Origin of the sequence: Enterobacter cloacae complex sp. CDL013, assembly GCF_049238805.1 — a bacterium.
GTDB lineage: Bacteria > Pseudomonadota > Gammaproteobacteria > Enterobacterales > Enterobacteriaceae > Enterobacter > Enterobacter hormaechei_C.
The window spans coordinates 90,290-115,575 of the sequence record NZ_JBMKGT010000006.1 but is presented as its reverse complement, the minus strand read 5'-3'; the positions used below and the strand labels follow the sequence as shown (position 1 = coordinate 115,575).

The following is a 25,286-nucleotide window of genomic DNA, read 5'->3' as shown; positions in this document are numbered from 1 at the left end:
ATGGAAAGCAAACTGCTCGAATATTACAACCGTGAACTGGCCTATCTGCGCGAGATGGGCGCGGAGTTCGCCGAACGCTACCCGAAAGTGGCGGGGCGGCTCGGCATGCGCGGCATCGAAGTGGCGGACCCGTACATTGAGCGCCTGATGGAAGGTTTCGCCTTCCTGACCTCCCGCGTGCAGATGAAAATGGACGCCGAATTCCCGCGCTTTTCACAGCGTATGCTGGAGATGATTGCGCCAAATTATCTGGCGCCTACGCCGTCGATGGCGATCGCTGAAATTCAGCCCGACAGCAGCCGGGGCGACCTGAGCAAAGGCTTTATTGTGCCGCGCGGCACCATGATGGACAGCCTGGCGCTGAAAAAAACCGGCGTTACGTGCAGCTATACCACGGCGCACGAGGTGAACCTGCTGCCTTTAAAAATTGAGCGGATCGAGCTGGGCGGCGTTCCCGCCGATCTGCCGCTGGCCCAGCTCGGCCTGAGTCAGCGGGGGATCAGCAGCGCCTTACGGGTCCGCATTGCCTGCGATGGCCCGCAGCATCTCGGGCACCTGGATTTTGACCGCCTGGAGTTCTTCTTAAGCGGCCCGGACATCGAGGCGCTGAAGCTGCTGGAGCTGGTGATGGAGCACCACGCGGGCATCGTCTGCCAGACGGTCAGCAAGCAGCCCCAGCGCCAGCTGCTGTCGTCTGACGCCCTGCGTCAGGAAGGCTTTGATGCGGACCAGGCCCTGCTCCCGGACGATCTGCGTAACTTTGACGGCTATCGCCTGTTGCAGGAGTACTTCGCGTTCCCGGCGCGTTTTCGTTTCATCAGCCTGAGCGGGCTGGGCAAGTTGATCCAGCGCTGCGAAGACGAAAAAGCGTTTGATATCTTCATTCTGCTCGACAAGAGCGACGATCAGCTGGAGCGCGTGGTGGATGCCAGCCACCTGGCGCTGCACTGCACGCCGGTGATCAACCTGTTCCCGAAAGTGGCGGCCCGGCAGAAGCTGAGCGAAAGCCAGCATGAATACCACCTGGTGGTGGATAACATCCGCCCGCTGGATTATGAAATTTATGCCGTGAAAAAAATCTATGCCAGCGCGGATGGTCAGCGGGACGACCAGACGTTTCGTCCGTTCTGGAGTACCTGGAGCGGAGACGCGGGCAACTACGGCGCCTATTTTTCCCTGCGCCGTGAGCAGCGCGTTCTCTCCGAACACGCGCTGCGCTATGGCACCCGCACGGGCTATATCGGCTCGGAGGTCTTCGTCTCGCTGGTGGATGCGCAGCACGCGCCGTGGCAGGAAAACCTGCGCTATATCTCCGCCGAGGTGCTGTGCACCAGCCGTGACCTGCCGCTGATGCTCCAGCAGGAGCTTGGGCAGTTTATTATGGCCGACTCCATGCCGGTGAAGGCGTTAACCCTGCGTAAAGGCCCGACGCCGCCGCGTCCGGCACTGGCCGAAGGGTTCAGCACCTGGCGGCTCATCAGCCAGCTGCAAATGAACTACCTTAGCCTGATGGACAGCGAAAACGAAGAGGGCGCTGCCGCGCTGCGTCAGCTGTTAGGGCTGTACGCCAACCTCGCCGAGACGCCGGTTGCCCGTCAGGTGGATGGCGTTCGTCACTGCGTGCTGGAGCCGGTGCACCGCCGCGTGCCGGAACCCGGCCCGGTGGTGTTCGCCCGCGGGATCGGCATCACCCTGACGGTGGACGAACGTGCCTTTTCCGGCGCCAGCCCGTGGCTTTTCGGCAGCGTGCTGGAGCGCCTTTTTGCCCGCCTGGTCTCCATCAACAGCTTTACGGAGTTCACGCTCAAGAGCCAGCAGCGCGGCGAAATCGGCTACTGGGCGCCGCGTATGGGTAAAAGGGCGCTGGTATGAGTGAAGTTGCCCCTGCAACGCTGCGCGTGCATCGCCTGACGCCGCTGCCCGATGCGTTCTGGCGCGGAGTGCGCGAGACGCCGTGGCGCTACGATCTGTTCCAGCTGTTAAGACGCATTGATGCCCAGGGCGGCGAGCGTTACCCGCTGGGGCGCGCACCGCTGCCTAAATTTGAGCCGCTGCGTATTGGTCAGCAGCCTTCAATGGGCTTTGCGCCGTCAACGGTTGCTGAGGTCCGGCAGCGGGAAGAGAACGGACTGCATGAGGTTTCCATTCTGAGCTTCGGCCTGTTTGGTCCTAACGGCCCACTGCCGGTGCACATGACTGAGTATGCCCGCGAGCGTATTCATCATCATCAGGATCACAGCCTCAGCGCGTTTGCCGACCTCTTTCACCACCGCCTGACGCTGCTGTTCTACCGCGCCTGGGCGGACGCGCAGCCTGCCGTTTCACTGGATCGCGACGACAACAGGCGCTTCGAAGGGTATCTGGCATCGCTGATTGGCATGGGGCAGCCTGCCCAGATGTCGAAAGGCAGCCTGAGCGCGCATGCCCGCTTTACTCACGCCGGGCACCTGACCCGCCACGGGCGGGACCCGGAAGGGCTGGAGAAAATCCTGCGCAACTATTTCAACGTGCCGGTCAGGCTGGTGGCCAACGTCCCGCAGTGGATGCCGCTCTCAACGCGGGAGCAGGCACAGCTGGGTGAGGGGCGTCGCCTGCCGCGCATGGGAGAGTCCGCTTTTCTCGGCATTGCGGTACGCGACGTGCAGCATAAATTCCGGCTCGAGATTGGCCCGTTGAGCGCAGACGACTACAACCGTTTTCTGCCGGGCGAAGGATGGGTCACCGAGCTGCGCGACTGGGTGCGACAGTACGCCGGGGTGGAATTTGAATGGGAAACACGGGTGATCCTGCGCGCCGATGCGGTGCAGGGCGCCACGCTCGGTAGCGCCGGGCGATTAGGGTACAACACCTGGCTCGGCCTTCAGCCTCAGCCTGTTCCGCGTGGCGATCTGGTGTATCGCGCAGAGCGATAATCCTTCCGTATACCGAATCATTGTTAATGGAAACTAACATGTCAGAAATTAGCCGTGCCGTGCTTTTCGGCAAACTGGATACGCTGTTATTTACCTCTCTGGAAAGCGCGACTGCCTTCTGTAAGCTGCGCGGCAACCCGTACGTTGAGCTGGTGCACTGGCTGCATCAGCTGATGCAGCAGCAGGATGGCGATCTGCAACAGGTCATCCGTCACTTCGCCCTTGATGAACAGCAGCTGACGCGCGATATCGTGGCGGCGCTGGATGCCCTGCCGCGTGGCGCGAGTTCCGTGTCTGATCTTTCCGAGCATATCGACAGCGCCGTCGAGCGCGCCTGGGTCTACGGCTCGCTGAAATTTGGCGTCAGCCGCATCCGCGGCGGCCATTTGCTGATCGGCATATTGAAAACGTGGAATCTGGCTAACGTGCTGAAAAGTATTTCGGCGCAGTTCACCCGTCTTAACGTTGAGGTGCTGGTCGAGCAGTTCGACGCCATTTGCGCCAGCAGCAAAGAGAGCCAGCAGGCCGCCGCCGCTGCGGACGCGCCTGCCGGGGCAGTACCGGCTGCGCAGGGCACGCTGGCGCAGTATGGTCAGGATCTGACGGCGCGCGCCCGGGAAGGCAAGATTGACCCGGTGGTGGGGCGCGATGAAGAGATCCGCCAGATGGTCGATATCCTGATGCGTCGTCGCCAGAACAACCCCTTGCTGACCGGGGAAGCCGGCGTCGGGAAAACCGCAGTGGTGGAAGGGCTGGCGCTGCGTATCGCCGACGGCGACGTGCCGGAGCCGCTGCAAAACGTTCAGCTGTGGCTGCTGGATATCGGCATGCTTCAGGCCGGAGCGGGCATGAAAGGGGAATTTGAGGCGCGCCTCCAGGCGCTGATTAACGAGGTGCAGTCCAGCGCCACGCCAATTATTCTGTTTATCGATGAGATCCACACCCTGATTGGCGCAGGCGGACAGCAGGGCACCGGCGATGCCGCTAACCTGCTCAAGCCAGCCCTGGCGCGCGGGCAACTGCGCACCATCGGCGCGACCACCTGGGCGGAATACAAAAAATACATTGAGAAAGATCCTGCGCTGACCCGCCGCTTCCAGACCGTACAGGTTCACGAGCCGGATGAAGCGAAAGCCGTACTGATGCTGCGTAGCACCGTGTCGCCGCTGGAAACCCATCATCAGGTTTTACTCCTCGACGAAGCGGTCAGCGCGGCGGTGAAACTGTCGCATCGCTATATCCCTGCGCGTCAGCTACCGGATAAAGCGGTGGCGCTGCTGGATACCGCCTGCGCGCGCGTGGCCGTCAGCCAGAGCGCGCCGCCTGCTCAGCTGGAAGACTGTCTGCGTCACCTGGCGGCCCTGGACGTGGAGCTGGAGATTGCTGAACGCGAAGCGCGCGTGGGGGCGGGCGATCCGGCGCGTGTGGCGACCTTAACCGCCGAACGTGACGCATTCGAAACCCAACGCGAAGCTCTAGCCCGTCGCTGGGAAGAAGAGCGCACGCGGGTGCAGGAGATTATCCGTCTGCGTGCCGCGCTGTTTGCGGCGGGAGATGAGGATACGGCTGAACTGCGCGGCCAGCTGGCAGAACAGCAGCAGGCGCTTAAGATCTTACAGGGTGACGAACCGCTGCTGTTTGCCGCGGTGGATGAAAACGTGGTTGCCGCGGTGGTCTCTGACTGGACCGGGATCCCGCTGGGCCGGATGGTGAAAAACGAGATCGACGCGGTTCTGAACCTTGCCGACACGCTGAACCAGCGTGTTATTGGCCAGCGTCACGGTCTGGATCTGATTGCCCGCCGCGTGAAAACCTCGCGGGCGAAGCTTGATGATCCGAACAAGCCGGTGGGCGTCTTTATGCTGTGCGGTCCGTCCGGCGTCGGTAAAACCGAAACCGCGCTGGCGCTCGCCGAATCCCTGTACGGCGGCGAGCAGAACGTCATCACCATCAACATGAGCGAGTTCCAGGAAGCGCACACCGTCTCCACCTTAAAAGGTGCGCCTCCGGGGTACGTAGGGTATGGTGAAGGCGGGGTATTAACCGAGGCCGTCCGCCGCCGTCCATACAGCGTCGTGCTGCTGGACGAAATTGAGAAAGCGCACCCGGACGTCCACGAGATCTTCTTCCAGGTCTTCGACAAAGGCTGGATGGAAGACGGCGAGGGGCGCCATATTGATTTCCGCAACACCATTATTATTCTGACCTCCAACGTCGGCACCGAGCTGATTAGCGCCATGTGCGCCGATCCGGACCTCATGCCGGAGCCTGAGGCCTTAAGCGGCGCGCTGCGCCAGCCGCTGCTGGAGGTGTTCCCACCGGCGCTGCTGGGCCGTCTGCTGGTGGTGCCGTACTACCCGCTCAGCGACGAGATGCTGGGGCAGATTGTGCGTCTTCAGCTCAGGCGCATTCAGCGTCGTCTGGAAGAGAATCACAACATTATTTCTGAATTTGACGACAGCGTGGTCGAACAGATTGTTCAGCGCTGTACCGAGGTTGAGTCGGGCGGGCGTATGGTGGATGCGATTCTGACCAATACGTTGCTGCCTCAGATGAGCCAGATTTTACTTACCGCCAGCCGCAGCGACCAGCAGTACCGACGTCTGCATGTCACCTGCGAGCAGGGCGAGTTCCACTGTCAGTTTGCCGCGTAATAATCATCAAGAGAACTGTAAAAGATGACGGATAATGATAACAATCGGACTGTCCCAAACGCGCTCCCGGTCGGGTACCGTTTCAATGAGTTTGAGATAAAAGAGGTGATTGGCGGCGGCGGATTCGGCATCGTCTATCGCGCCTGGGATCACCAGCTCGAACGCACTATCGCTATCAAAGAATTTATGCCTTCCTCCCTCGCCGTGCGCGGCGAGGATATGACGCTGGTGCTGCGCAGCGAGCGCTTCGGCAAAGCGTTTTCTGCCGGTCTGAACAGCTTCATCCAGGAAGCCCGCCTGCTGGCGCGCTTTAACCACCCGAACCTGCTGCACGTACTGCGTTTCTGGGTGCAAAACGACACGGCCTATATGGGGACGCTGTTTTACAGCGGTACCACGCTGTCGCGTCTGCGCGAAGAGAAACCGGAGCTGATTAACGAGGCGTGGATCCGCCGCATGCTGCCAATGCTCTTCGGCGCCATCAAAACAATCCACGACGAGGGTTATCTACACCGCGACATCTCGCTGGATAACATTCAGATTCAGGATAACGGCCTGCCGGTGCTGCTCGATTTCGGATCGGCACGCCGCACCATCGGTAATCTCTCGGATGAGACGGAAACCATGCTGCGTCCGGGCTTCGCGCCTATCGAGCAGTATACCGACGACAATGAAAGCGAGCAGGGGCCGTGGACGGATATCTACGCGCTCGGCGCCGTATTGCGCACCCTCATCGTCGGCTCTCCGCCGCCGGTCAGCGTGGTGCGTTCGATTCAGGACACCTGCAAACCACTGGTGGAGCTGATGCCGCAGGGTTATTCCATTCCGCTGCTTCAGGCCATCGACAAGGCGCTGGCGCTGCATATGGAAGACCGTCCGCAATCCATTGAGGAGTTTGCGGCGCTGATCGAGATGCCCGTCGCCGGTATCGACGAGGTGCTGACTGCGAAGAAGACCGGCACGATGCTGGTGCCGGTGGAAGAGGAGGCATCTGCTTCCGCGCTGGACTGGCGACGTTACAAGCTTCCGGGGCTGGTGGCCGCGGGCGTGCTGGTTGGGGTGGTTGCCGGTGCGATGCTGTTCGGCGGCGGCAGTCAGGAAACGCCAGAGCAGACGGCGCAAACCCCTGCCGTGAGCCCTCCGGCTGAGACCTCCTCCCAATCGGAAACCAGACCGGCAACGGCAGACGTGAGCGAGCCGGTAGCGCCACCTGCTACGGCGCAGCAGAGTGCGCCGCCTGTCGACGCCAGCCCGGTCGCGCTGGTCTACATCCGCATGCTTGATGGCGAGACGCTGAAGGTGAACGGCGAGTCTAAAGCGCTGCGTCCGGGGAATAACGGTTACGCATCGCTGAAATTGCCTGCGGGCGAGACCCGCATTGAACTGGAAGGCAATGGAAGAACGCGTACCCAGACGCTGGATATTGCGAAGCCAGGCACCTGGCTGGTGAATCCGTAAGCCTGCGGGTAACAGGACGGAGCGAATGTATAACATCAAGTTTGTCTATCTGTTCCACGAGAACGTCTCGCCAGCGCTGTTTGCGAAAATAATCCGCCCGTCCGTTGCCGGACAGTGGATTATGTCGGTTCCCGACCATTCGCTGCGCTCACTCTTCACGCGCTACGATCTGCTGCGCACGATCACCGGTGCGAATCCTTATCAGTCCGGGCGCGATACCCGTACGCTGATCGCGCAGGATTTAGAGATGGGCAGAGTGGTTGCCATTGACGAAAGTTTTCGTGACTGGTCATCAGTAACGGAAATTTTTTATATCAACGCCAAAGGGCAACTCCAGGCTGCCTCGCTGGTCGGCCTGGGCTGGTATCCGGTGAGTACAATTGTTGACCGCTACGAAACTATGGTGAGAACGTACGGATCTCGCCCTGCGCCAACGGTACTGCCAAAACAGGTGGTGAAATCTAAAACGGCACAGGTGCCGGATGAACCTACTCCGGGCAAGGACGGTAAAACCTATGCCGGGCAGCTTCAGAAGATGACCAAAGCAGAACGCTGGCAGGCGCGTAAAGATCTGATCGCGAAGGGGAGCAATAGCCTTTATCCGGATGCCCAGATCGCCGCGAAACGTCTGGCGGCGAATAATATCGCGGTGGAAAAAGCGAAGCTTGCGGAAAATATTTATAAGACCGTGAACCCGCTGGAAACCACACCGGGCGTGCCGGAGGGATGGACGGATATCAGTAATGACGATGCGCTGTTAGGAAAGTTCGGGCTGAACAAATCCATGCTCTTTGACGATGATACGTCCCCCAATTTTCTGGCGCGCGTCTATCAACCGAAGCCGGAAGTGTTTGGTGCAGATATGAACCCCACGCTGGTATTCAGGGGATCGCGCGAGCCTGGCTTCGCCTCTCTGTCTGAGAATGTCTCCTCTCTACTGACCAAAGGGGAACTGGCGCCGGTGGTAAACGGGGCTGACTGGTCGAATAACTTCTCACAGGGCATGGGTATGGCTTCAGATTATTATAAAAAGGCCGTGAGTATCGGTAAGGAGCTGGCAAGGTCAGGCCAGAATATTGATATTGCCGGTCATTCCCTTGGCGGTGGTCTCGCCTCTGCAACCTCTATGGGCAGCGGGAAAGCGGGGTGGACGTTTAACGCCGCCGGCCTCAATGCCGGAACCGTAGAAAAATACGGCGGTAAGATATTAGGCAGTACGGATAATATCCAGGCGTATCGGGTTGAAGGTGAACTGCTGACGAAGATTCAGGAAGTTAACCCCTGGGAAGATCTGAAAACGATGAAAGGGCATGTCCCTTCGTGGATCCTCAAAGAGGAAATCTCTGCGCTGAGCCCTAATGCTGCCGGAATACCCCATGACCTTCCCGGTGGAACCGGAAGTGCGCTGGACCGCCACGGGATTAATCAGGCGATTGATTGCATAGAGCAACAGAAGGATGAGGATATTTCGATAATCGGGAGTCGATTGTGAAAAAAGGGTTGATGGCTTTTGTCGCGTTATGTTTTTTATTCATGATTCAGGGGTGTAAGCAGGATATGGACCTTAATCCACAGGACTACTTCAGCGGTCAGCAGCTTGAACTGGCGAAAGCGATTGAAGAAGGCGATGTCGACGCGGTGAAGACGCTTGCACCAGACAGCGATCTTAATAAACCGGGAAAGCAGGATATGACCCTGCTTTTTTGGGCCATCGGCAACGCGATTAATGATAAAAAGACATCGCCCCATTTAAAGGTGATTACGTTGCTTGTTAAGGCTGGCGCAGATCCGCTCCAGCCTCGACCGCAGGGAAAAAGCAGTCCTGCCGAATTTGCCCTAAAGGGAGACAGTGCGGACTGGATCGACGCGATGCTGGACGGTGGCCTCTCACCCAACGTGAAAGATAAGGTTTTCCACGAACCGATCGTCTTCCAGTCGCTTAAAGCGAAAAATACAGAGACGCTGGAAGCCATGCTCGATCGCGGTGCTGACGTCAACTCAACCAATTCACTGGGTAAAACGCTGGTGTTTGATGCGCTGGATAACCAGGCTTACGATCATGTCTTGTTGCTGCTCGATCGTGGAGCGGATCCGTCAATTAAGGCCAAAAATGGCTGGTCGATGAGCAATGCGCTCGCGGACGCGCTTAATGGACTCGAGCGAGGCAGTGAGCAATACGAGAAATTAAACGAAATAAAAGAGAAACTTATTCAGAAAGGGGGCGTGTGGCCACCTGCGCCGGTTAAGTGATTGCTCAACTTTCATGAAAGCCAGAGATAAGGTTTTTTCCGGAGCTTCCAAAAGCCTGCACTCTTTGGATTTATAAAAACGAAAGTTCGTACCTCCAGACAAATCAACCCAGCATTGCATCAATCCAAATCCACCTCGTCGAAATTAGCTTTACGTTCATAAACGTTCCCAGCATAAACCATTACGGAATAAAGATTATGCTCAACCGAATTACCGTCCAGCTCCCGGTGGAGGGGCTGCTCTTCTGGAAACTCTCCGGCCGCGAGGCGATGTCCGAGTCGTTCGCGCTGACGCTGACCCTTCTCGGCACAGACGCGCGCATTGACCGCAGCAGGCTGCTCGGTCAGCCGGTCACGGTGACCATCCCCACGCAGAACCTGCTTACCCCCCGCTATATCAACGGCAAGGTGACGCGCGTGGCGGTGAGCGCCGTGGAGCTGACGGGCACCCGCTATGCGGTGTACCAGCTGACGGTGGAGCCGGACCTGTGGCCGATGAAGCGCGACCGTAACCTGCGCATCTTCCAGGGCCAGACGGTACCGCAGATTGTCAAAACCCTGCTGGCTGAGCATCAGGTTAACGTTGAGGATAAACTCACCGGCAGCTACCGGGTGTGGGACTACTGCGTGCAGTATCAGGAGTCGAGCCTGGACTTCATCAGCCGCCTGATGGAGCTGGAGGGGATTGCGTATCACTTCCGCCATGAGGCGGACAAGCATACCCTGGTACTGACCGACGCCGCGACGCAGCATCAGCCGTTCAGCGGCTATGAGGTCATTCCTTACCACCAGACGCTGTCCGGTGGCAGCACTGACGAAGAGGGGATTAGTCAGTGGGCACTGGAGGACAGCGTGACGCCGGGGATATACAGCCTCGACGACTATGACTTCCGCAAGCCGAACGCGTGGCTGTTCCAGGCGCAGCAGAACCCGGCGTCCCCGAAACCGGGCAGCATCGACGTGTACGACTGGCCGGGTCGCTTTGTGGAGACAGGCCATGCGGAGTTCTACGCCCGCATCCGTCAGGAGCGCTGGCAGGTTGAGCATCAGCAGATTCAGGCCACAGCCACGGCAGCGGGCATTGCGCCGGGCCACACCTTCACCCTGACCAACGCGCCGTTCTTCAGCGATAACGGCGAGTATCTGGTGACGGCGGCGGGCTATCACTTCGAGGAGAACCGCTACGCGAGCGGCGAGGGGGAAACCATTCACCGCACCGATTTCACCGTTATCCCGGCGTCAGTGTCGTACCGTCCGGCGCAGAGCACGGCGTGGCCGCGCACCTACGGCCCGCAAACGGCGAAAGTCGTGGGACCGCAGGGTGAAAGTATCTGGACGGACAAATACGGCCGCGTGAAGGTGAAGTTCCACTGGGACCGTCTGGCGAAAGGCGATGACACCAGCTCCTGCTGGGTGCGCGTGTCGAGCGCCTGGGCGGGCCAGGGCTACGGCGGGGTGCAGATCCCGCGCGTCGGTGATGAGGTGGTGGTGGACTTTATCAACGGCGACCCGGACCGTCCGATCATTACCGGGCGCGTGTACAACGACGCGAGCATGCCGCCGTGGGCGCTGCCGGCCGCGGCGACGCAGATGGGCTTTTATAGCCGCAGCAAAGATGGCCATAAAGACAATGCCAATATTCTCCGTTTTGAAGATAAAGCCGGGCACGAGCAGATCTGGATCCATGCAGAAAAAAATATGGATACGGATATAGAAAATTCTGAAACTCATGATGTCGGTGTCGATCGTAGAAAAACCATCGGACAGGATGAGAATATAACGATTAAGCGGAACCAGAAATCAGATGTAGGTAATAATGAAACGCATAATATTGGTAACAAGCACGTTATAAACGTTGGGAAAGATCAAACCGTCTTGACCATGGATAAAGAAGGTAACGCGCTGCTGGAATCTGTGACCACGATTAAACTAAAAGTTAAAGACAACTATATTCTGATCGCCCCGGATACCATTGAGATTCATGTAGGCCAAGGCAACCTCAAAGCAGAGGCTGTGGAACAAGCCATCTTCAAAGGTGAAGAGCTTACAAAACTGGGTGATGGGATCAATACCGAGCTCAAGGCAAATGATACGGTGAGTATAACGGGAACTAACCTTACCGATATTAAGGGCGCGATTGTAAAAGTTAACAGTTAATCTGCGTACAGAGAACGCTATTATGGGAAAACCAGCCGCCAGAGCGCGCATTGATTCCAGCGCACATACTGGCCCAATTCAAAGCGGAAGTCCCAACGTAATTATTGGCGGATTTCCGGCGGCACGAAAAGGCGACCCGCTTTCATGTTCTCAACATGGTCAGGGAAGTATTCTCAGCGGTTCAACAACGGTATTTGTGAACGGTTTACCTCTCGCCAGGGAAGGCGACAAGACGGGTTGCAATACTTCAGCGACCCCTGCGGTCGCAACCACTCAACCTGCACCTCCGCAATATTGGGGAGGAACGGCGGCGAAGGGTGCGGGTAAAGATGGTGCTATACATGGTGATGTTTACGACGCCCGGGTGCTCGGCGCCTATGCAAGTCTTGAAGATAAATCCGGCTTTGGAAAAACCGATACGGCTTCAGCCGGATTCGCGCTTGCCGATATCACGGTCGGGAATACAAAAAGCCAGGATAAATATAAAGGCGAGGTTCGTACAAAAGTAGGGGTGGCGAATGCCAGCGGCACGTTAGTGACAGATAGGGCCGATTACGGGGCTATCAACCTCAATGCTAACGCTACCGCGATACAATATGGCGCCTCGGGTAGCATTGGAAAAGAAGGGGAGCAATACGGCGGGGTTGGTGGGGACGTGTATCTGGCAACCGCTGAAGCGAAGGCTGTCAGTGAAATGTACGACGGTAATAAAGGACGTTATGGTTTTAATGTGGAACTTGGCGCAGAAGCAGCGGCGGTCAAAGGAGAAGCGACGGCTAAAGCCGATTTTTATGGCGTAGTCGTTGCCGATGGCAAACTTTCAGGGAGTGCAGGGAGCGCTGGCGCTTCTGCTGGCGTGGGAACCTGGATTGATAGTACAGATTATTCGTTTAACCTCAAGGTATCAGGTGAGCTTGCAGTGGCGCTTGGTCTGGGAGGGGATGCCAGTATCAAATTGGCTCTCAAACCGATCCTTGACTGGATTTATGACGATGATGAGAGCAAGCCTTCTCCAGCGGCGGGCAGTGGCGATGGTGTGATTAAGACGGGCTGTGTTACAGTCCTGGTAGGAGATTAAAATGTGTAAATGGGGAACGTTGTAATGCATTGGTTTTTCTTTATTCTCTTTATGATTTGGACGCTAGCGCTAATCTGGAATGGAAAAGATTTATTTAACAAAAAACAATGGCTCCTGGCTGGGTTGATGTTCGTTCTGGTGCTAGTGGCTACAGTCGTCATTGGCTTTACGTTGAAATGGCTTGCTCAGTCAATGTCATTATTTTCCGTCGCAACGGCCAAACATTATTCGATCATCTTATCCATGTCTTTCCTGTGCGTCTGGGGATTAAAGGTCACAGTAGTCCTGCTGTGCACGTTATTTTCCGGGATTATGGGGGGGCACAAAAGATACAACGCAGAAAATTATGAAAAATTATCGTCTATGACACGTGCCGTGGCGCCAGGCTTACTTATCTTTGCTAAAAGCTTAATTACCCTCGGAAGCTTCCTTATGTTTTCGGGTTTATGGCTTAAGTAAGCGCGACGAGTGAGGTTGCATTATGGTTACTGAAAAAAAATATCTTTTTCCTCTCGAGATGAAGGATCAGGAAAAAGAGATTCGGGAAAAATTCTGGAAATGTCTCTATACCTCCGGAGAAAAAGAGATGTTCCATTACTGGCTACTGTTACCACAGAATGTTAAGCCAGCAGAGTTAAAACCGGTCACGTTTCAGGAGGTTGGACTGACGAATATTGGACGATACATCGCCGATGACACCGGCCCCTATATTGAAGTCTGGGCTGCGTATGAACACTGCCAGTGGGAGATGAATGCGTCAGACTGGCTTATCAATAAGCTCGACTTAATGGGCGAGAAAGTACTGAGCCAGAGGATAATTACGCATCCTTCAGGAAGTGGGAAATTTGCGGATATCCTGTCCATTAAAAAGATGCCATCGGGTGATGAGGTCGTTTCACGGTATACGGTGCAAAAGGATTATAATCCTGTAAATGGTGGAGGTAATTACTTCCTTTTGAAAACGGCTTGTGGTTCTAAGGATTACAACTCGATCGCCGATACTATTTTCCTGATTGCTATCAACTGGGATTTAATGCATCGCAGCAATATGATGCTTTCAGAACTGTTGAAAACAGTTAGCCTTAGCAACAAAAATGACAATGGATTTAAAATTCCGGATTCATGGCAGGTGAGTACACTGGATGATAATCGTCTGGTAATTGAACACACGTTAGGTAATGTCAACCATGGAGTGATTAATTTCTGTCTTTTCCGTCAGACTGATTATCCTTCTGCGCAGGCTATTTTCGAAGTAGCAACTGCGCGTTTTAACCGTCACGATAGTGCGGTCTCTCTTGCGACGTCGGACATTGCCAGCATTCCAAATGATATCAACCTCACGTTTACAGGCGATCTTTATAGCTGTACTGGAGAGGTTGTCAGCGCTGCTGAGAATATCAGGGCTTATTACGACATGCGTATCTTCAAAATTAATGATTTATGGTGTTACGTTGAGGTGGTTGGGCCCCATCGTAATCATCGGGATTATTATTACGAAACCAATAAACGATGTATGGAAATTATTCTTTCTACGTTTCGCATAGAAAAACGATGAGCTGACAAAGTTAATTCATGGCCATCTAAATAAAACCATAGAAATGTGGTTTTATTTTTGTTGCACAGAAATATGATCATAAACGCGGGTGAATATAAGCAAAAAACTCGCGATCAGATTCGTTCAAGTGGTTATGTTATCGATACGCTTGAGGCTGCGATGTGGTCCGTATGGAATACGGATAATTTCCGTGATGCCATTCTGCTGGCAGCCAACCTTGCCGATGATGCTGACAGCGTTGCGGCGACGGCGGGACAAATAGCGGGGGCGTTGTATGGTTATTCCGCTATCCCGCAGGACTGGAAAGAAAAACTCGTACAACACGAACGTATTGCCACAATGGCGGGTAAACTATTCGATAGAGCACCTGAGGATAATTTTTTATAGTTAGAATTACCAAGGGTAAGCGAGGGCATATGATGACTTGCGATCAGGTATGGAATTTTTAGTTAACTGAATCTACTGCAATGAATGAAATGACAATGTTTGGTTACGTTGATAGAGCATTAACTTTAGCACAGAAAAGATATGCAGACGTCAAGAATCGTGATCCCCAATCCCCGCTTTTGCAAATGTACGACTCTATTGTACAACAATTATTATTTCTACGGGATTTAATCGAAGGCAAGGAAAAGGATAGAGCGAAATTATGGGATATGACGTTCGGTATGTATGCAGGGAAGGAGTTTGATCATTCTGATGAGTTGTTTTTTGAAAGGTTGTCAGATGCCTGGTTTATTGTGGATCAAATCCGCCGAGGGTTAAAGGTTAGGCTGCCGCATGAGGTCGATACCAACTATAATAAAAAGAAACAAAACCTCATGAAGAAATTCCCTGATGAATTTTAGTATTTCATATGAATAATATTTTTTATTATGGGTGAAAGGTGATTGACTAACATGCTGATTTAAATGCCTTGTTAACATATGTTGATAGATATCGTAAATACTTACCCATTAGCAGACCTTCAGTCCAGCGAAGGATGCAGTATACGTATGATAATAAGCCATTAGAGTCATCCTCAAATAGTGATGTACAAAAACAATGGGATTTACCACCACCATGTAATATCTCACTAGCGCAATCACGGGATCGTGCGGTAGGTACGCTTATTGGTCTTGCTGTTGGAGATGCTGTAGGTACGACGCTCGAATTTTTGCCTCGTGACAGAGCATACGTCAAAGATATGACAGGAGGTGGGCCATTTCAACTTCGTGCAGGCGAATGGACGGATGATACATCCATGGCATTATGTCTTGCGGAAACGCTTCTTGAGAAAGGCGATGCTGATACTATATGTTTCAGGAATAAGCTTCTGGAATGGTATCAGCATGGTTATAACAGTTCAAATGGCGTCTGTTTTGATATAGGTAATACAACGCGATTTGCTTTAGAGCAATATTTAACAATTGGCCCAGGATGGAGCGGCAATACTGCTCCAGAAACTGCGGGTAATGCTTCCATTATCAGACAAGCCCCTGTCTCTATTTTTTTTAGAAAGTCATTAAGCAAAGCGTTTTATGAAGCTAAAAAACAATGTATCGCAACACACGGTGCCGCGGAAGCAATCAATTGCACGCAGTATTTAAGTTATTTGCTTGTGCATATGATTAACGGTAGCAATAAAGATTTTGTTTTTTCTCCGCACGTTATGCCGCTTCAGCCACGCGTAATGATTATCAACGCGGGTGAATATAAGCAAAAAACTCGCGATCAGATTCGTTCAAGTGGTTATGTTATCGATACGCTTGAAGCCGCGATGTGGTCCGTATGGAATACGGATAATTTCCGTGATGCCATTCTGCTGGCAGCCAACCTTGCCGATGATGCTGACAGCGTTGCGGCGACGGCGGGACAAATAGCTGGAGCATTATATGGTTATTCCGGTATTCCGCAGGAGTGGAAAAACAATCTTGTACAACATGAACGTATCGCCAAAATGGCTGGTGAATTGTTCGATAGAGCCCCCGAAGACACTTTCTTATAACTGTTTATCTCAATGAAACTACAGGAAAAGTAGTTTTATTTTGTGGCAAGCGAAGTCAATCTTACAGCTACTCATTATCACATCAACGGCGTTTCCGCTTTGCATACTGAGATGAGTTAACTTCTGGCACTGAGATTCGTCCATAGTGGAATAAAGATTATGCTCAACCGAATTACCGTCCAGCTCCCGGTTGAGGGGCTGCTCTTCTGGAAACTCTCCGGCCACGAGGCGATGTCCGAGTCGTTCGCGCTGACGCTGACCGTGCTCGGCACAGACGCGCGCATCGACCGCAGCAGGCTGCTCGGTCAGCCGGTCACGGTGACCATCCCGACGCAGAATCTGCTGACCTCCCGCTATGTTAACGGCAAGATTACCCGCGTGGCGGTGAGCGCCGTGGAGCTGACGGGCACCCGCTATGCGGTGTACCAGCTGACGGTGGAGCCGGACCTGTGGCCGATGAAGCGCGACCGTAACCTGCGTATCTTCCAGGGCCAGACGGTACCGCAGATTGTCAAAACCCTGCTGGGTGAGCATCAGGTTAACCTCGAAGACAAACTCACCGGCAGCTACCGGGTGTGGGACTACTGCGTGCAGTATCAGGAGTCGAGCCTGGACTTCATCAGCCGCCTGATGGAGCTGGAGGGGATTGCGTACTACTTCCGCCATGAGGCGGACAAGCACACCCTGGTGCTGACCGACGCCGCGACGCAGCATCAGCCGTTCAGCGGCTATGAGGTCATTCCTTACCATCAGACGCCGTCCGGCGGCAGTACGGATGAAGAGGGCATCAGCCAGTGGGCGCTGGAGGACAGCGTCACGCCGGGGATTTACAGCCTCGACGACTACGACTTCCGCAAGCCGAATGCGTGGCTGTTCCAGGCGCAGCAGAACCCGGCGTCACCGAAACCGGGCAGCATCGACGTGTACGACTGGCCGGGTCGCTTTGTGGAGACAGGCCATGCGGAGTTCTACGCCCGCATCCGTCAGGAGCGCTGGCAGGTTGAGCATCAGCAGATTCAGGCCACCGCCACGGCGGCGGGCATTGCGCCGGGCCACATCTTCACCCTGACCAACGCGCCGTTCTTCAGCGACAACGGCGAGTATCTGGTGACGGCGGCGGGCTACCACTTCGAGGAGAACCGCTACGCGAGCGGCGAGGGGGAAACCATTCACCGCACCGATTTCACCGTTATCCCGGCGTCGGTGTCGTACCGTCCGGCGCAGAGCACGGCGTGGCCGCGCACCTACGGCCCGCAAACGGCGAAAGTCGTGGGACCGCAGGGTGAAAGTATCTGGACGGACAAATACGGCCGCGTGAAGGTGAAGTTCCACTGGGACCGTCTGGCGAAGGGCGATGACACCAGCTCCTGCTGGGTGCGCGTGTCGAGCGCCTGGGCGGGCCAGGGCTACGGCGGGGTGCAGATCCCGCGCGTCGGCGATGAGGTGGTGGTGGACTTTATCAACGGCGACCCGGACCGTCCGATTATCACTGGTCGCGTGTATAACGAAGCCAGCATGCCGCCGTGGGCGCTGCCTGCTGCCGCGACGCAGATGGGCTTTATGAGCCGCACCAAGGACGGTTCCGTGGACAACGCCAACGCCCTGCGCTTTGAGGACAAGGCGGGCGCAGAGCAGGTGTGGATCCAGGCCGAGCGCAACATGGACACCAGCGTTAAAAATGATGAAACGCACACCGTTGGCGGCGCGCGCAGCCATTACGTGAAGAAAAATGAGCTGCATCGCGTGGAGGCTAATCAGATCCAGGCCGTGAAAGGCGGAACCGAGATCCTGACGGGTAAAGGCAAGCTGGATGCGGCGGTAGAGCAGTATGTTATTGCTTCCGGGACGAAGCTGCGGCTGGTCTCGGGTGAGAGCGCCATTGAACTCAACGCGAACGGCAAGATTAACCTGATCGGCAAAGAGTTTAACTTCTTTGTCGAAGGGGATGGGTATATCACCACGGGCGGTAAGCTGCATCTGAACACGTCGGGAACCAAGCCGGGCACTACGGCGCCGGGATCGGGGCATAAAGGGGATATTGATGCGGCGGTGCAGGCGAAATTTACGCCAAAAGATGAGTAAGGCCGGTGCGGTACTTATCGCATTATTAACGACGGGAATGGCTGAAGGAGACGCTCAGAAAAAGGATCTTTGGATGTTCATTTCCGGGATGAGCGCATCGCTTAAGACGTTATCCGTTACAACCCTTAGTAATGCGCCGTTATCGTTTAAGATGACCAGGCAAAATGAATATATCAATTTCTACAATGCCGACGATATCAAACTCGCCGATGGGACGAACATAACCGCAATTGAGTTACGTTTAAGCAAAGATAACGACGGCATGGCGCCTTTACTGAATTTTTCACCCTCCTCAGGTCAATGCATAACGCTTGATACCGTTAAAAAGCGCTATCCGCAGTTGAGGTTAACTGATTATCCGCGCGGCCGTTCGGAGAACGAAGTGACCAGCTATACAGCCCGAAAAGATATGAATGGACAAAAGGTGAGCTTCAGTTTCACCGTGAAAAATCCTCACTGTCTGGGTTCAGTCGTCATTAGCGCAGACTAAGAAATACTGCACTCATGTCCTGGCGGTTTCTTCTGGATGATAATTGCAATACACATTCAATAAATGACGATTAACGTGAAAAAACACACGCCGACATTTCTTTTTTCTGCCCTGATGTTTACCTGTCTCGGCAGCAATGTGGTTTTGGCTCAGGTGATGCCTCCCGTTCTGACAAAACGGGATTTTTCTGTGCAGATCAAAGATCAGCCTGTCGCATTGGGCGACCGATGGTCTCCTGATAGTGCCGGTAAAATTGATGTGCCGTGGGAAGGAAACTTTGTCGGTGAGGTTCCTTTTGACGGAACGAACTATAAATTCTACCAGCATCAAAGGGCTGGGTTAGAAATATTCAGTTCAAATCTCTGGTGGGATAAAGCTGAACGAAGCGTTGATGATTATATCGTGTCGCAGATTACGCTGACTGCCGAAGACTTCGCAACGCCGCGGGGTGTCCATGTGGGTTCAACAACCAGAGAGCTGAACAACGCATACGGCAATGGCCTTGTTGAAAATGATTCCGGGACCCAGTGGGTTTCCTATGCGTTGGGTAAAAAAGTACTCTCTTTTGAGATGAAGGGCGGCAACGTTGTGAAAATAACAATGAATTACGATAATAGTTCTTCAGAGTAAATTATGCCCAATAAATTTTTAGCACCCGCATTGTGCGCGGCTTTATTGGCTGGTGTCGTTGAAACCTCTACGGCACTTGAATTATCGCAGTACAATAAGCTCAATACGGTTAGTCACATTGTTAACGACAGTGAAGTGACAGACAATCTCAGGAAGACGCTGGGAAATCATTACCAGACCTTTATTGATAACTTTGATGTCTTCGGTGAACCGCATACCACCACAGGTGGAGGATTGTTTGTCGAAGGCTGGCTAAAGGATCTCTACCAGGAGAATGCGTCAGCGCTGGTCATCGATCCTGACGGCAAAATCTTTGCGGCCTGGGTGGTTCCGGAGTCGGACGTCATTCATTACCAGTCTTCTGATAATAGCCCGGTTATTCATGCCGATATTCAGCAATGGGCTGCCAGATTCAATGCTATGCATTTTGCAACGAACATCCAGGCAGGTCTCGCGTTTGACGGGGACTGGGCTGGCGAATTCGAGAACGACTCGACGTTAACACTGCGGTTAGCTGAATCAGGCAACCGGATCACCGGCTCTTATTGCTATATCTCCCAGAGAGGAAACCGCATAGATTGCCCTAAAGATGATGAGCAAAATCTTAGCGGTACGATCGCTGGCAATCGTGCCAACGTTGAGTTCAACTCATCATTTGGCGGCGTAGGCGGCCGGGCTGTTCTGGAAATAAAGGGGAGTGAGATGGAATGGCGTTTAGTTACTCCTCCTCAAAAAGGAAATTATTATGCTCCGCAGCGTTATACGTTACGTAAAGCCGCTTCGGTTCAAAACGCTGAAACCAGAAAACTGGACACCGAAAGGTTCGCTATTTCTCTTATAAATAAGTGCGGTCATTTTGATAGCGAATGTGACCAGATGGTCTATCTCGGCGTGCGCAAAAGCGATAACAGTACGATCTCCTTAAGGGGAAAAACGTTGCACGACTCCGCAGGTAAAATAATCGGCTCAACGTACAAGAATGGCGAGACCGTTTACACCGTAACGTATGCACCTGTGAAATTGGTTGTCAGCAAAGGCAGTCATGTTTTAGTCGAACAGTCAGGCCAGTGGCTTAAATAACTATACAGCCAGCCAAAAGGCCAGCACGGATTGGCCTCTTTTGTTTCTCACAATATTAATCATCCCGAGTTCACTTATGAAATACACCCTCCAGGAAGGTTCCTTTACCCTTTTTCCTGCCGCCTGGCAGGACAACAGCATGAACATCATTCGCGATGACGAAAGCGGGCTGTCCGTGGTGGTCAGTCGCGGCGTTATCCCGGACGGCAGCAACTACGAACAAGAGTTTCACCGCCAGTGGGACGTGCTGCGTCCTCAGATGGGTGAGATCGCCCAGAGCGAATTTCAGCACGTAAAAGCCGGGCCTGCCGGCAACATTGATGGGATAGAAGTTGAGACCACCTTTGACCGTAACGGCCAGCGCCTGTGGCAAAAACAGCTGGCCGTGCAGACGCCAGGCAAACCGGTACTGATGATTTTTACCCTCTCGGCCTTAAAAGCCTTTACGGAAGAGGACGAGGCGCGCTGGAGCGCACTGAAGAAAAGTCTGACGCTAAACGACAACCGGAATGTGTAAGGCATGAGCGATAACAACGCGGCCCGTAAGGGCGACGAGATTATTCACTCCACCATTTTTGCTGATATTACCAGCATTGTGGCGGAAGGTGCCGCCTATGCGGTGATTGGCGCGGCGGTGGGCGCGGCAGCGACCGTCGCGGCCCCACTGCTGGGAGCCGGGGCCGCAGCAGCGGGCGTGGCGGCGATTGGGTCCAGCTGTCTGTTGAGCGGCATTATTGGTGGGGTTCTGGCGAACGTCGCCGGGATCACCGACGATATCAGCAACGCCGCTGAAGGATTAGGCAATGCGCTTTTCCCGCCGTCGCCTGCGGGTAAAATCACCACCGGTTCGAGCAATGTTCTGACAAATAAACTTCCCGCTGCACGCGCCGCCGGGACGTTAACGCCTGCCGATACCCCGTCCCCTGAGCCGCAGTCGCCGGGCAGCTTTGACGACTACGCGGGCATGCTGCTCTCCGCTGCCGGACAGTTCGGCAGCGAGATGTGGCAGCCCAGCGTCGCCTCTGCCGCCGCAGGGACCTCGCCGCTGGAAGAAGACAAGGTGGCGTGTGATAAACACTCCGGGCCACAGTATCTGGCGGAAGGCTCTAAAAGCGTCTTTATCAACGGACAGCCCGCGGTACGCGCGAAAGATCGTACCACCTGCGAAGGCACCGTTTCCGACGACGTCTCCCCGAACGTGATCATCGGCGGCGACACCCTCACGGTCCGCGATATCAAAAGCGGTAAAACGCCGGGTCTGGCGTTGGGGATGATTGCGCTCTCCCTGCTGCGCGGGCGTCCGGGCAAGATCCTTAAAAACATGCCCTGCGCGCTGGCTGCTGCCGGTGGCGGGATGCTGGCTGATATGGCCGTCAACGCCGTGTTCGGCTCCTCGCACCCGGTTCACGCTGCTACCGGCGTAAAGGTGCTGAATGACGACGACGAACTCGATTTCTCGCTGCCGGGGCACTTTCCACTGCGCTGGCAGCGCAGCTACAACAGCCTGACCACCCGCGAAGGGCTTTTCGGTCTGGGCTGGGCTACCACCTTTGACAGCTATCTGACGCTGGAAGAAAACAATGCCACCTGGTTCGATGAAACCGGGCGCGAGCTGAGCTTTGAACTGCCGCCGGTCGACCGCGCGTTTTACAGCATTAGCGAAGGCATCATTATCCGCCGCAATGAGAGCGGCGACGTGGCGATAGCCGACGATGACGGCGCGGTGTGGCGTCTGTATAAACCGACCCGCGCTAACCCAGCCATCATGCGCCTGGCCTCCCTCAGCGACGAGTACGGCAATGCGCTGCTGACGGCGTGGGACGAGCACGGCAGGCTGGTTGGTATCCATGATGAGCCGCGAGCGATCGATGTCACCCTGCGCTATGACGATGAACGTTTCCCGCAGCGTGTTACCGCAGCCAGCCATCTCGACGGCAACAAAACCTGGCCGCTGATGCAGTGGGGGTACGATGCGCGCGGCCAGCTGGCGAGCGCGACGGATGCCTCCGGCGTGGTGACGCGTGAATACCGTTACAACGACCACGGCCTGATGGTCTGGCACCGTTTGCCGGGGGGGCTGGAGAGCGAATACCGCTGGCAAAAATTCGACCACTGGCGCGTGGTGGAAAACCGCACCAGCACCGGCGACGGCTGTCGCTTTAGCTATGATTTAGCCGCCGGGCTGACGACCGTCGAACACTACGACGGTCAGACGCGAAAGCATTACTGGAACGCGCAAAACCTCATTGTTCGCTACGTTGACGAGAGCGGTGAGAACTGGCGCTACGAGTGGGATGACAACGAACTCCTAACGCGTCGCATCGATCCGCTGGGTAATGCCGTTACCTTCGTCTATGACGACATGGGCAACCGGGTGCAGGAGATCGACGCCGACGGCAACACCCGCACCACCACCTGGCTGGAGCACCGCGCGCTTCCCGCGGCCATTATCGAAGCTGACGGCAGCGCCACCCGGTTCTGGTACGACGAACATCACGGGCTGAAGCGCGTGGTGGACCCGATGGGGCAGACCACGCTGCTGCGTCGGGACGAGTTTGGTCAGGTTGTGGAAGAAGTCGATGCCGCCGGGAACAGCCGCTACCAGGAGTACAACGAGGCCGGGCAGATGGTGCGTGCGACGGACTGTTCGGGCCGTGTGACACAATACCGTTATCATCCGCTGGGCTGGCTGGTGGCTGAGACAGCCGCCGACGGTGAAGAGACTCGCTACCGCTACGACGCCGCAGGGCGTCCGGTGCAGCTCGATCGCCCGGAAGGCTGGACGGAATCGCTCAAATGGAACGAACGTGGCCTGCCGGTGAAGCATGCGGGCGCCGATGGGAAAGAGAGCGAGTTCAGATACGACGAGGCAGGGCGCTTAACCGCCACCCGCAATACGCAGGGTGAAGAGGTGCGCCGCCGCTGGGACAGCCGCGGGCGTTTGATTGCCCTGGAAAACGAGAACGGCGAAGCGTATCAGTTCCGCTGGGGGCCAGACTCGCTGCTGCTGGAAGAGGTGGGGCTTGATGGCGTGGCCTCGCAGTATCGCTATGACGCCTGCGGGCGTACGATAGCGCGCACCTTTGCCGCCGGACATCCGGAGGCCATCACCCATGCTTTCGCCTGGAGCGCGAGCGGCCAGCTGGTCGCCCGCACCACGCCGGAAGGGCAGACCCGCTACCACTACACCCCGTCCGGCCTTCTGAGCCGGATTGGGCTGCATCCCGCACTTTCAGCCGATGCCTGGAGCGCCGAGGCCGAGCAGGAGCTTGTGTTTGAGTATGACGCGCTCGGGCGCGTCACCCGCGAAACGGGCGAACACGGGGAGCTGGCGTGGGAGTATGACGCGCTGGGTAACCGCACCTCCGTCACGCTGCCCGATGGCCGGGAGCTGAAACAGTTCTACTACGGTAGTGGGCATCTGCTCAGCATTGCCCTTGATAAGCTGTCGGTCTCCGACTTTACCCGCGACGAACTCCACCGTGAAACCAGCCGTACGCAGGGGCTGCTGACCACCCGCAGCGAATACGACCGCCTTGGCCGACTGCATCGCCGGGACGTCTTTACCGGCAATGCCCAGCGCCCGTCGCCGCGCCGCTGGTCCCGCCGCTGGGATTACGACTATCGCAATAACCTGGTCCGCGAAGAGCGGGACGATAACCCGTTCAGCTGGTACCGCTGGCAGTACGACAGCGCAGGCCGGCTGCTGGTTCAGGACGGCACGCTGCCCGGCCAGGAGCAGTGGCGCTGGGATGCTGCCGGTAACCCGCTCGAAGGCTCTGCTGAGAAGGTGACGCACAACCGCCTGACGCAGCTGAACGGCATTCGCTGGCGCTATGACATCCATGGTCGCACCGTGGAGAAAGATAACGGCCAGACCCGCTGGCACTACCGCTACGACGGCGAGCACCGCCTGACGGAGGTCATCAGCCAGCCGCGGGACCGCAACAGGCCGCAGACGCAGGTCAGCTTCCGCTACGATCCGCTCGGGCGACGCATCAGCAAAACGCGCCGCCAGATGCTGGGCGGCCAGCCAACCGGTAAGCCAGTCACCACGCGGTTTGTCTGGGAAGGGTTCCGGCTGTTGCAGGAAGTGCACGGGGATGTGCCGCTGACCTACGTCTACAGCGATCAGGACAGCTACGATCCGCTGGCGCGTATCGACGGGGTTGATGCCCCGGAAATCTTCTGGTTCCACTGTCAGCCGAACGGCACGCCGGAACGGATGACGGATAGCGAAGGACAGGTGCGCTGGGAAGGGGTAAACAGCGCCTGGGGCAAGCTGTTGCGGGAAAGCGAAACGCAGGTATCAGGATATTCTCAGAACCTGCGCATGCAGGGTCAATACCTGGACCGTGAGACAGGGCTGCACTACAATCTGTTCCGGTATTATGACCCGGACTGCGGACGATTTACGCAGCAGGACCCGATAGGGCTGGCGGGAGGGATTAACCTTTACCAGTATGCGCCGAATGCGCTGGGGTGGGTGGATCCGTGGGGGTTGAGCCGCGAGTGTAGCGGTAAAACAAAACCTGATTTCTATGTTGGTCCAAATGGCCCTAGTTCGACTATGCCTTCTACAGCATATCGTTATATGGATAGCAAATATGCTCCACAGACAATAGAAAATAAATCAGCCCCGTTAAGTTATTTTGGGTATACGAAATATAAATCTGCACATGAAGCCAGGGACGCCTATCAAATTTTTTATGAGAAAGGTAATCCTGATTCATGGAGTGATGCACGTTTATTAGGTGAGTTTGATACATTACAACTGTATAAAAATGGAGTGCCTCAGGTGCAAGTACCTCTTGCCAATGGTGGTCGAGGGCCTGGATATGAGCTTTTCACCAGTGCATATCCTGAGTATGGTAAAGGTGGGGCATTACAGTTGCTACCAATCGAACGTAATTACCCTGTTATTTTTGAACGTGTTACTATAATTCCGGAGTAA

At 55.4% G+C, this 25,286-nt stretch carries 17 protein-coding genes and 2 pseudogenes; all 19 read left to right on the top strand.

Annotation, left to right across the window (positions count from 1 at the left end; all coding sequences use genetic code 11):
* The 19 genes and pseudogenes from tssF to ACOTXD_RS13375 all read left to right on the top strand — a co-directional run bounded on the left by tssF (position 1) and on the right by ACOTXD_RS13375 (position 25,286).
* A complete protein-coding gene (tssF, locus tag ACOTXD_RS13465; RefSeq protein WP_032628408.1) occupies positions 1–1,872 on the top strand; it encodes a type VI secretion system baseplate subunit TssF in 1,872 nt (623 codons plus the stop codon).
* The gene (gene tssG / locus ACOTXD_RS13460) at positions 1,869–2,912 is read left to right on the top strand and encodes a type VI secretion system baseplate subunit TssG (protein WP_022651406.1); all 1,044 of its coding nucleotides are present in this window, start codon (positions 1,869–1,871) and stop codon (positions 2,910–2,912) included. The genes tssF and tssG overlap by 4 nt, the downstream gene beginning before the upstream one ends.
* A gap of 38 nt (positions 2,913–2,950) precedes the next feature.
* Positions 2,951–5,566 carry a type VI secretion system ATPase TssH gene (tssH, locus tag ACOTXD_RS13455; RefSeq protein WP_048208544.1) on the top strand — a complete coding sequence of 872 codons (2,616 nt, stop codon included), beginning with the start codon at positions 2,951–2,953 and terminating at the stop codon, positions 5,564–5,566.
* A gap of 24 nt (positions 5,567–5,590) precedes the next feature.
* Positions 5,591–7,024: a serine/threonine protein kinase gene (locus ACOTXD_RS13450; RefSeq protein WP_022651404.1), complete on the top strand. Its 1,434-nt coding sequence runs from the start codon at positions 5,591–5,593 to the stop codon at positions 7,022–7,024.
* A 25-nt stretch (positions 7,025–7,049) separates the two neighbouring features.
* The gene (locus ACOTXD_RS13445; RefSeq protein ID WP_003859977.1) at positions 7,050–8,516 is read left to right on the top strand and encodes a hypothetical protein; all 1,467 of its coding nucleotides are present in this window, start codon (positions 7,050–7,052) and stop codon (positions 8,514–8,516) included.
* An 11-nt stretch (positions 8,517–8,527) separates the two neighbouring features.
* Positions 8,528–9,274, top strand: a complete 747-nt coding sequence (locus tag ACOTXD_RS13440; RefSeq protein WP_061856705.1) for an ankyrin repeat domain-containing protein — start codon at positions 8,528–8,530, stop codon at positions 9,272–9,274.
* A 197-nt stretch (positions 9,275–9,471) separates the two neighbouring features.
* Entirely contained in the window at positions 9,472–11,430 is a 1,959-nt protein-coding gene (locus ACOTXD_RS13435) for a type VI secretion system Vgr family protein (protein ID WP_061856472.1), read from the top strand.
* A gap of 22 nt (positions 11,431–11,452) precedes the next feature.
* Positions 11,453–12,508 (top strand): PAAR domain-containing protein, encoded by a 1,056-nt coding sequence (locus tag ACOTXD_RS13430; protein WP_061856471.1) that lies wholly within the window; start codon positions 11,453–11,455, stop codon positions 12,506–12,508.
* 24 nt (positions 12,509–12,532) lie between these two features.
* Positions 12,533–12,967, top strand: a complete 435-nt coding sequence (locus ACOTXD_RS13425; protein WP_022651399.1) for a hypothetical protein — start codon at positions 12,533–12,535, stop codon at positions 12,965–12,967.
* Between the two features lie 22 nt (positions 12,968–12,989).
* A complete protein-coding gene (locus ACOTXD_RS13420; protein ID WP_045895848.1) occupies positions 12,990–14,063 on the top strand; it encodes a hypothetical protein in 1,074 nt (357 codons plus the stop codon).
* 63 nt (positions 14,064–14,126) lie between these two features.
* Positions 14,127–14,450 (top strand): annotated as a pseudogene (locus tag ACOTXD_RS13415) (ADP-ribosylglycohydrolase family protein); the annotation flags it as partial.
* An 80-nt stretch (positions 14,451–14,530) separates the two neighbouring features.
* Positions 14,531–14,911: an immunity protein Tsi6 family protein gene (locus tag ACOTXD_RS13410; RefSeq protein WP_022651396.1), complete on the top strand. Its 381-nt coding sequence runs from the start codon at positions 14,531–14,533 to the stop codon at positions 14,909–14,911.
* A 50-nt stretch (positions 14,912–14,961) separates the two neighbouring features.
* Positions 14,962–16,050: pseudogene (gene tri1 / locus ACOTXD_RS13405) on the top strand (ADP-ribosylarginine hydrolase Tri1); the annotation flags it as partial.
* 159 nt (positions 16,051–16,209) lie between these two features.
* Positions 16,210–18,132 (top strand): type VI secretion system Vgr family protein, encoded by a 1,923-nt coding sequence (locus tag ACOTXD_RS13400; RefSeq protein ID WP_061856467.1) that lies wholly within the window; start codon positions 16,210–16,212, stop codon positions 18,130–18,132.
* Positions 18,125–18,622, top strand: a complete 498-nt coding sequence (locus ACOTXD_RS13395; RefSeq protein ID WP_072204174.1) for a hypothetical protein — start codon at positions 18,125–18,127, stop codon at positions 18,620–18,622. The genes ACOTXD_RS13400 and ACOTXD_RS13395 overlap by 8 nt, the downstream gene beginning before the upstream one ends.
* 75 nt (positions 18,623–18,697) lie before the next feature.
* On the top strand, positions 18,698–19,252 hold the full coding sequence (locus ACOTXD_RS13390) for a hypothetical protein (RefSeq protein ID WP_234783487.1): 555 nt from the start codon (positions 18,698–18,700) through the stop codon (positions 19,250–19,252).
* Positions 19,253–19,255: 3 nt separating this feature from the next.
* Positions 19,256–20,332: a hypothetical protein gene (locus ACOTXD_RS13385; RefSeq protein ID WP_023324830.1), complete on the top strand. Its 1,077-nt coding sequence runs from the start codon at positions 19,256–19,258 to the stop codon at positions 20,330–20,332.
* 76 nt (positions 20,333–20,408) lie between these two features.
* Entirely contained in the window at positions 20,409–20,849 is a 441-nt protein-coding gene (locus ACOTXD_RS13380) for a DcrB-related protein (RefSeq protein ID WP_023324829.1), read from the top strand.
* A 3-nt stretch (positions 20,850–20,852) separates the two neighbouring features.
* Complete coding sequence (locus ACOTXD_RS13375; RefSeq protein ID WP_061856466.1) at positions 20,853–25,286, top strand: RHS repeat-associated core domain-containing protein; 4,434 nt, start codon at positions 20,853–20,855, stop codon at positions 25,284–25,286.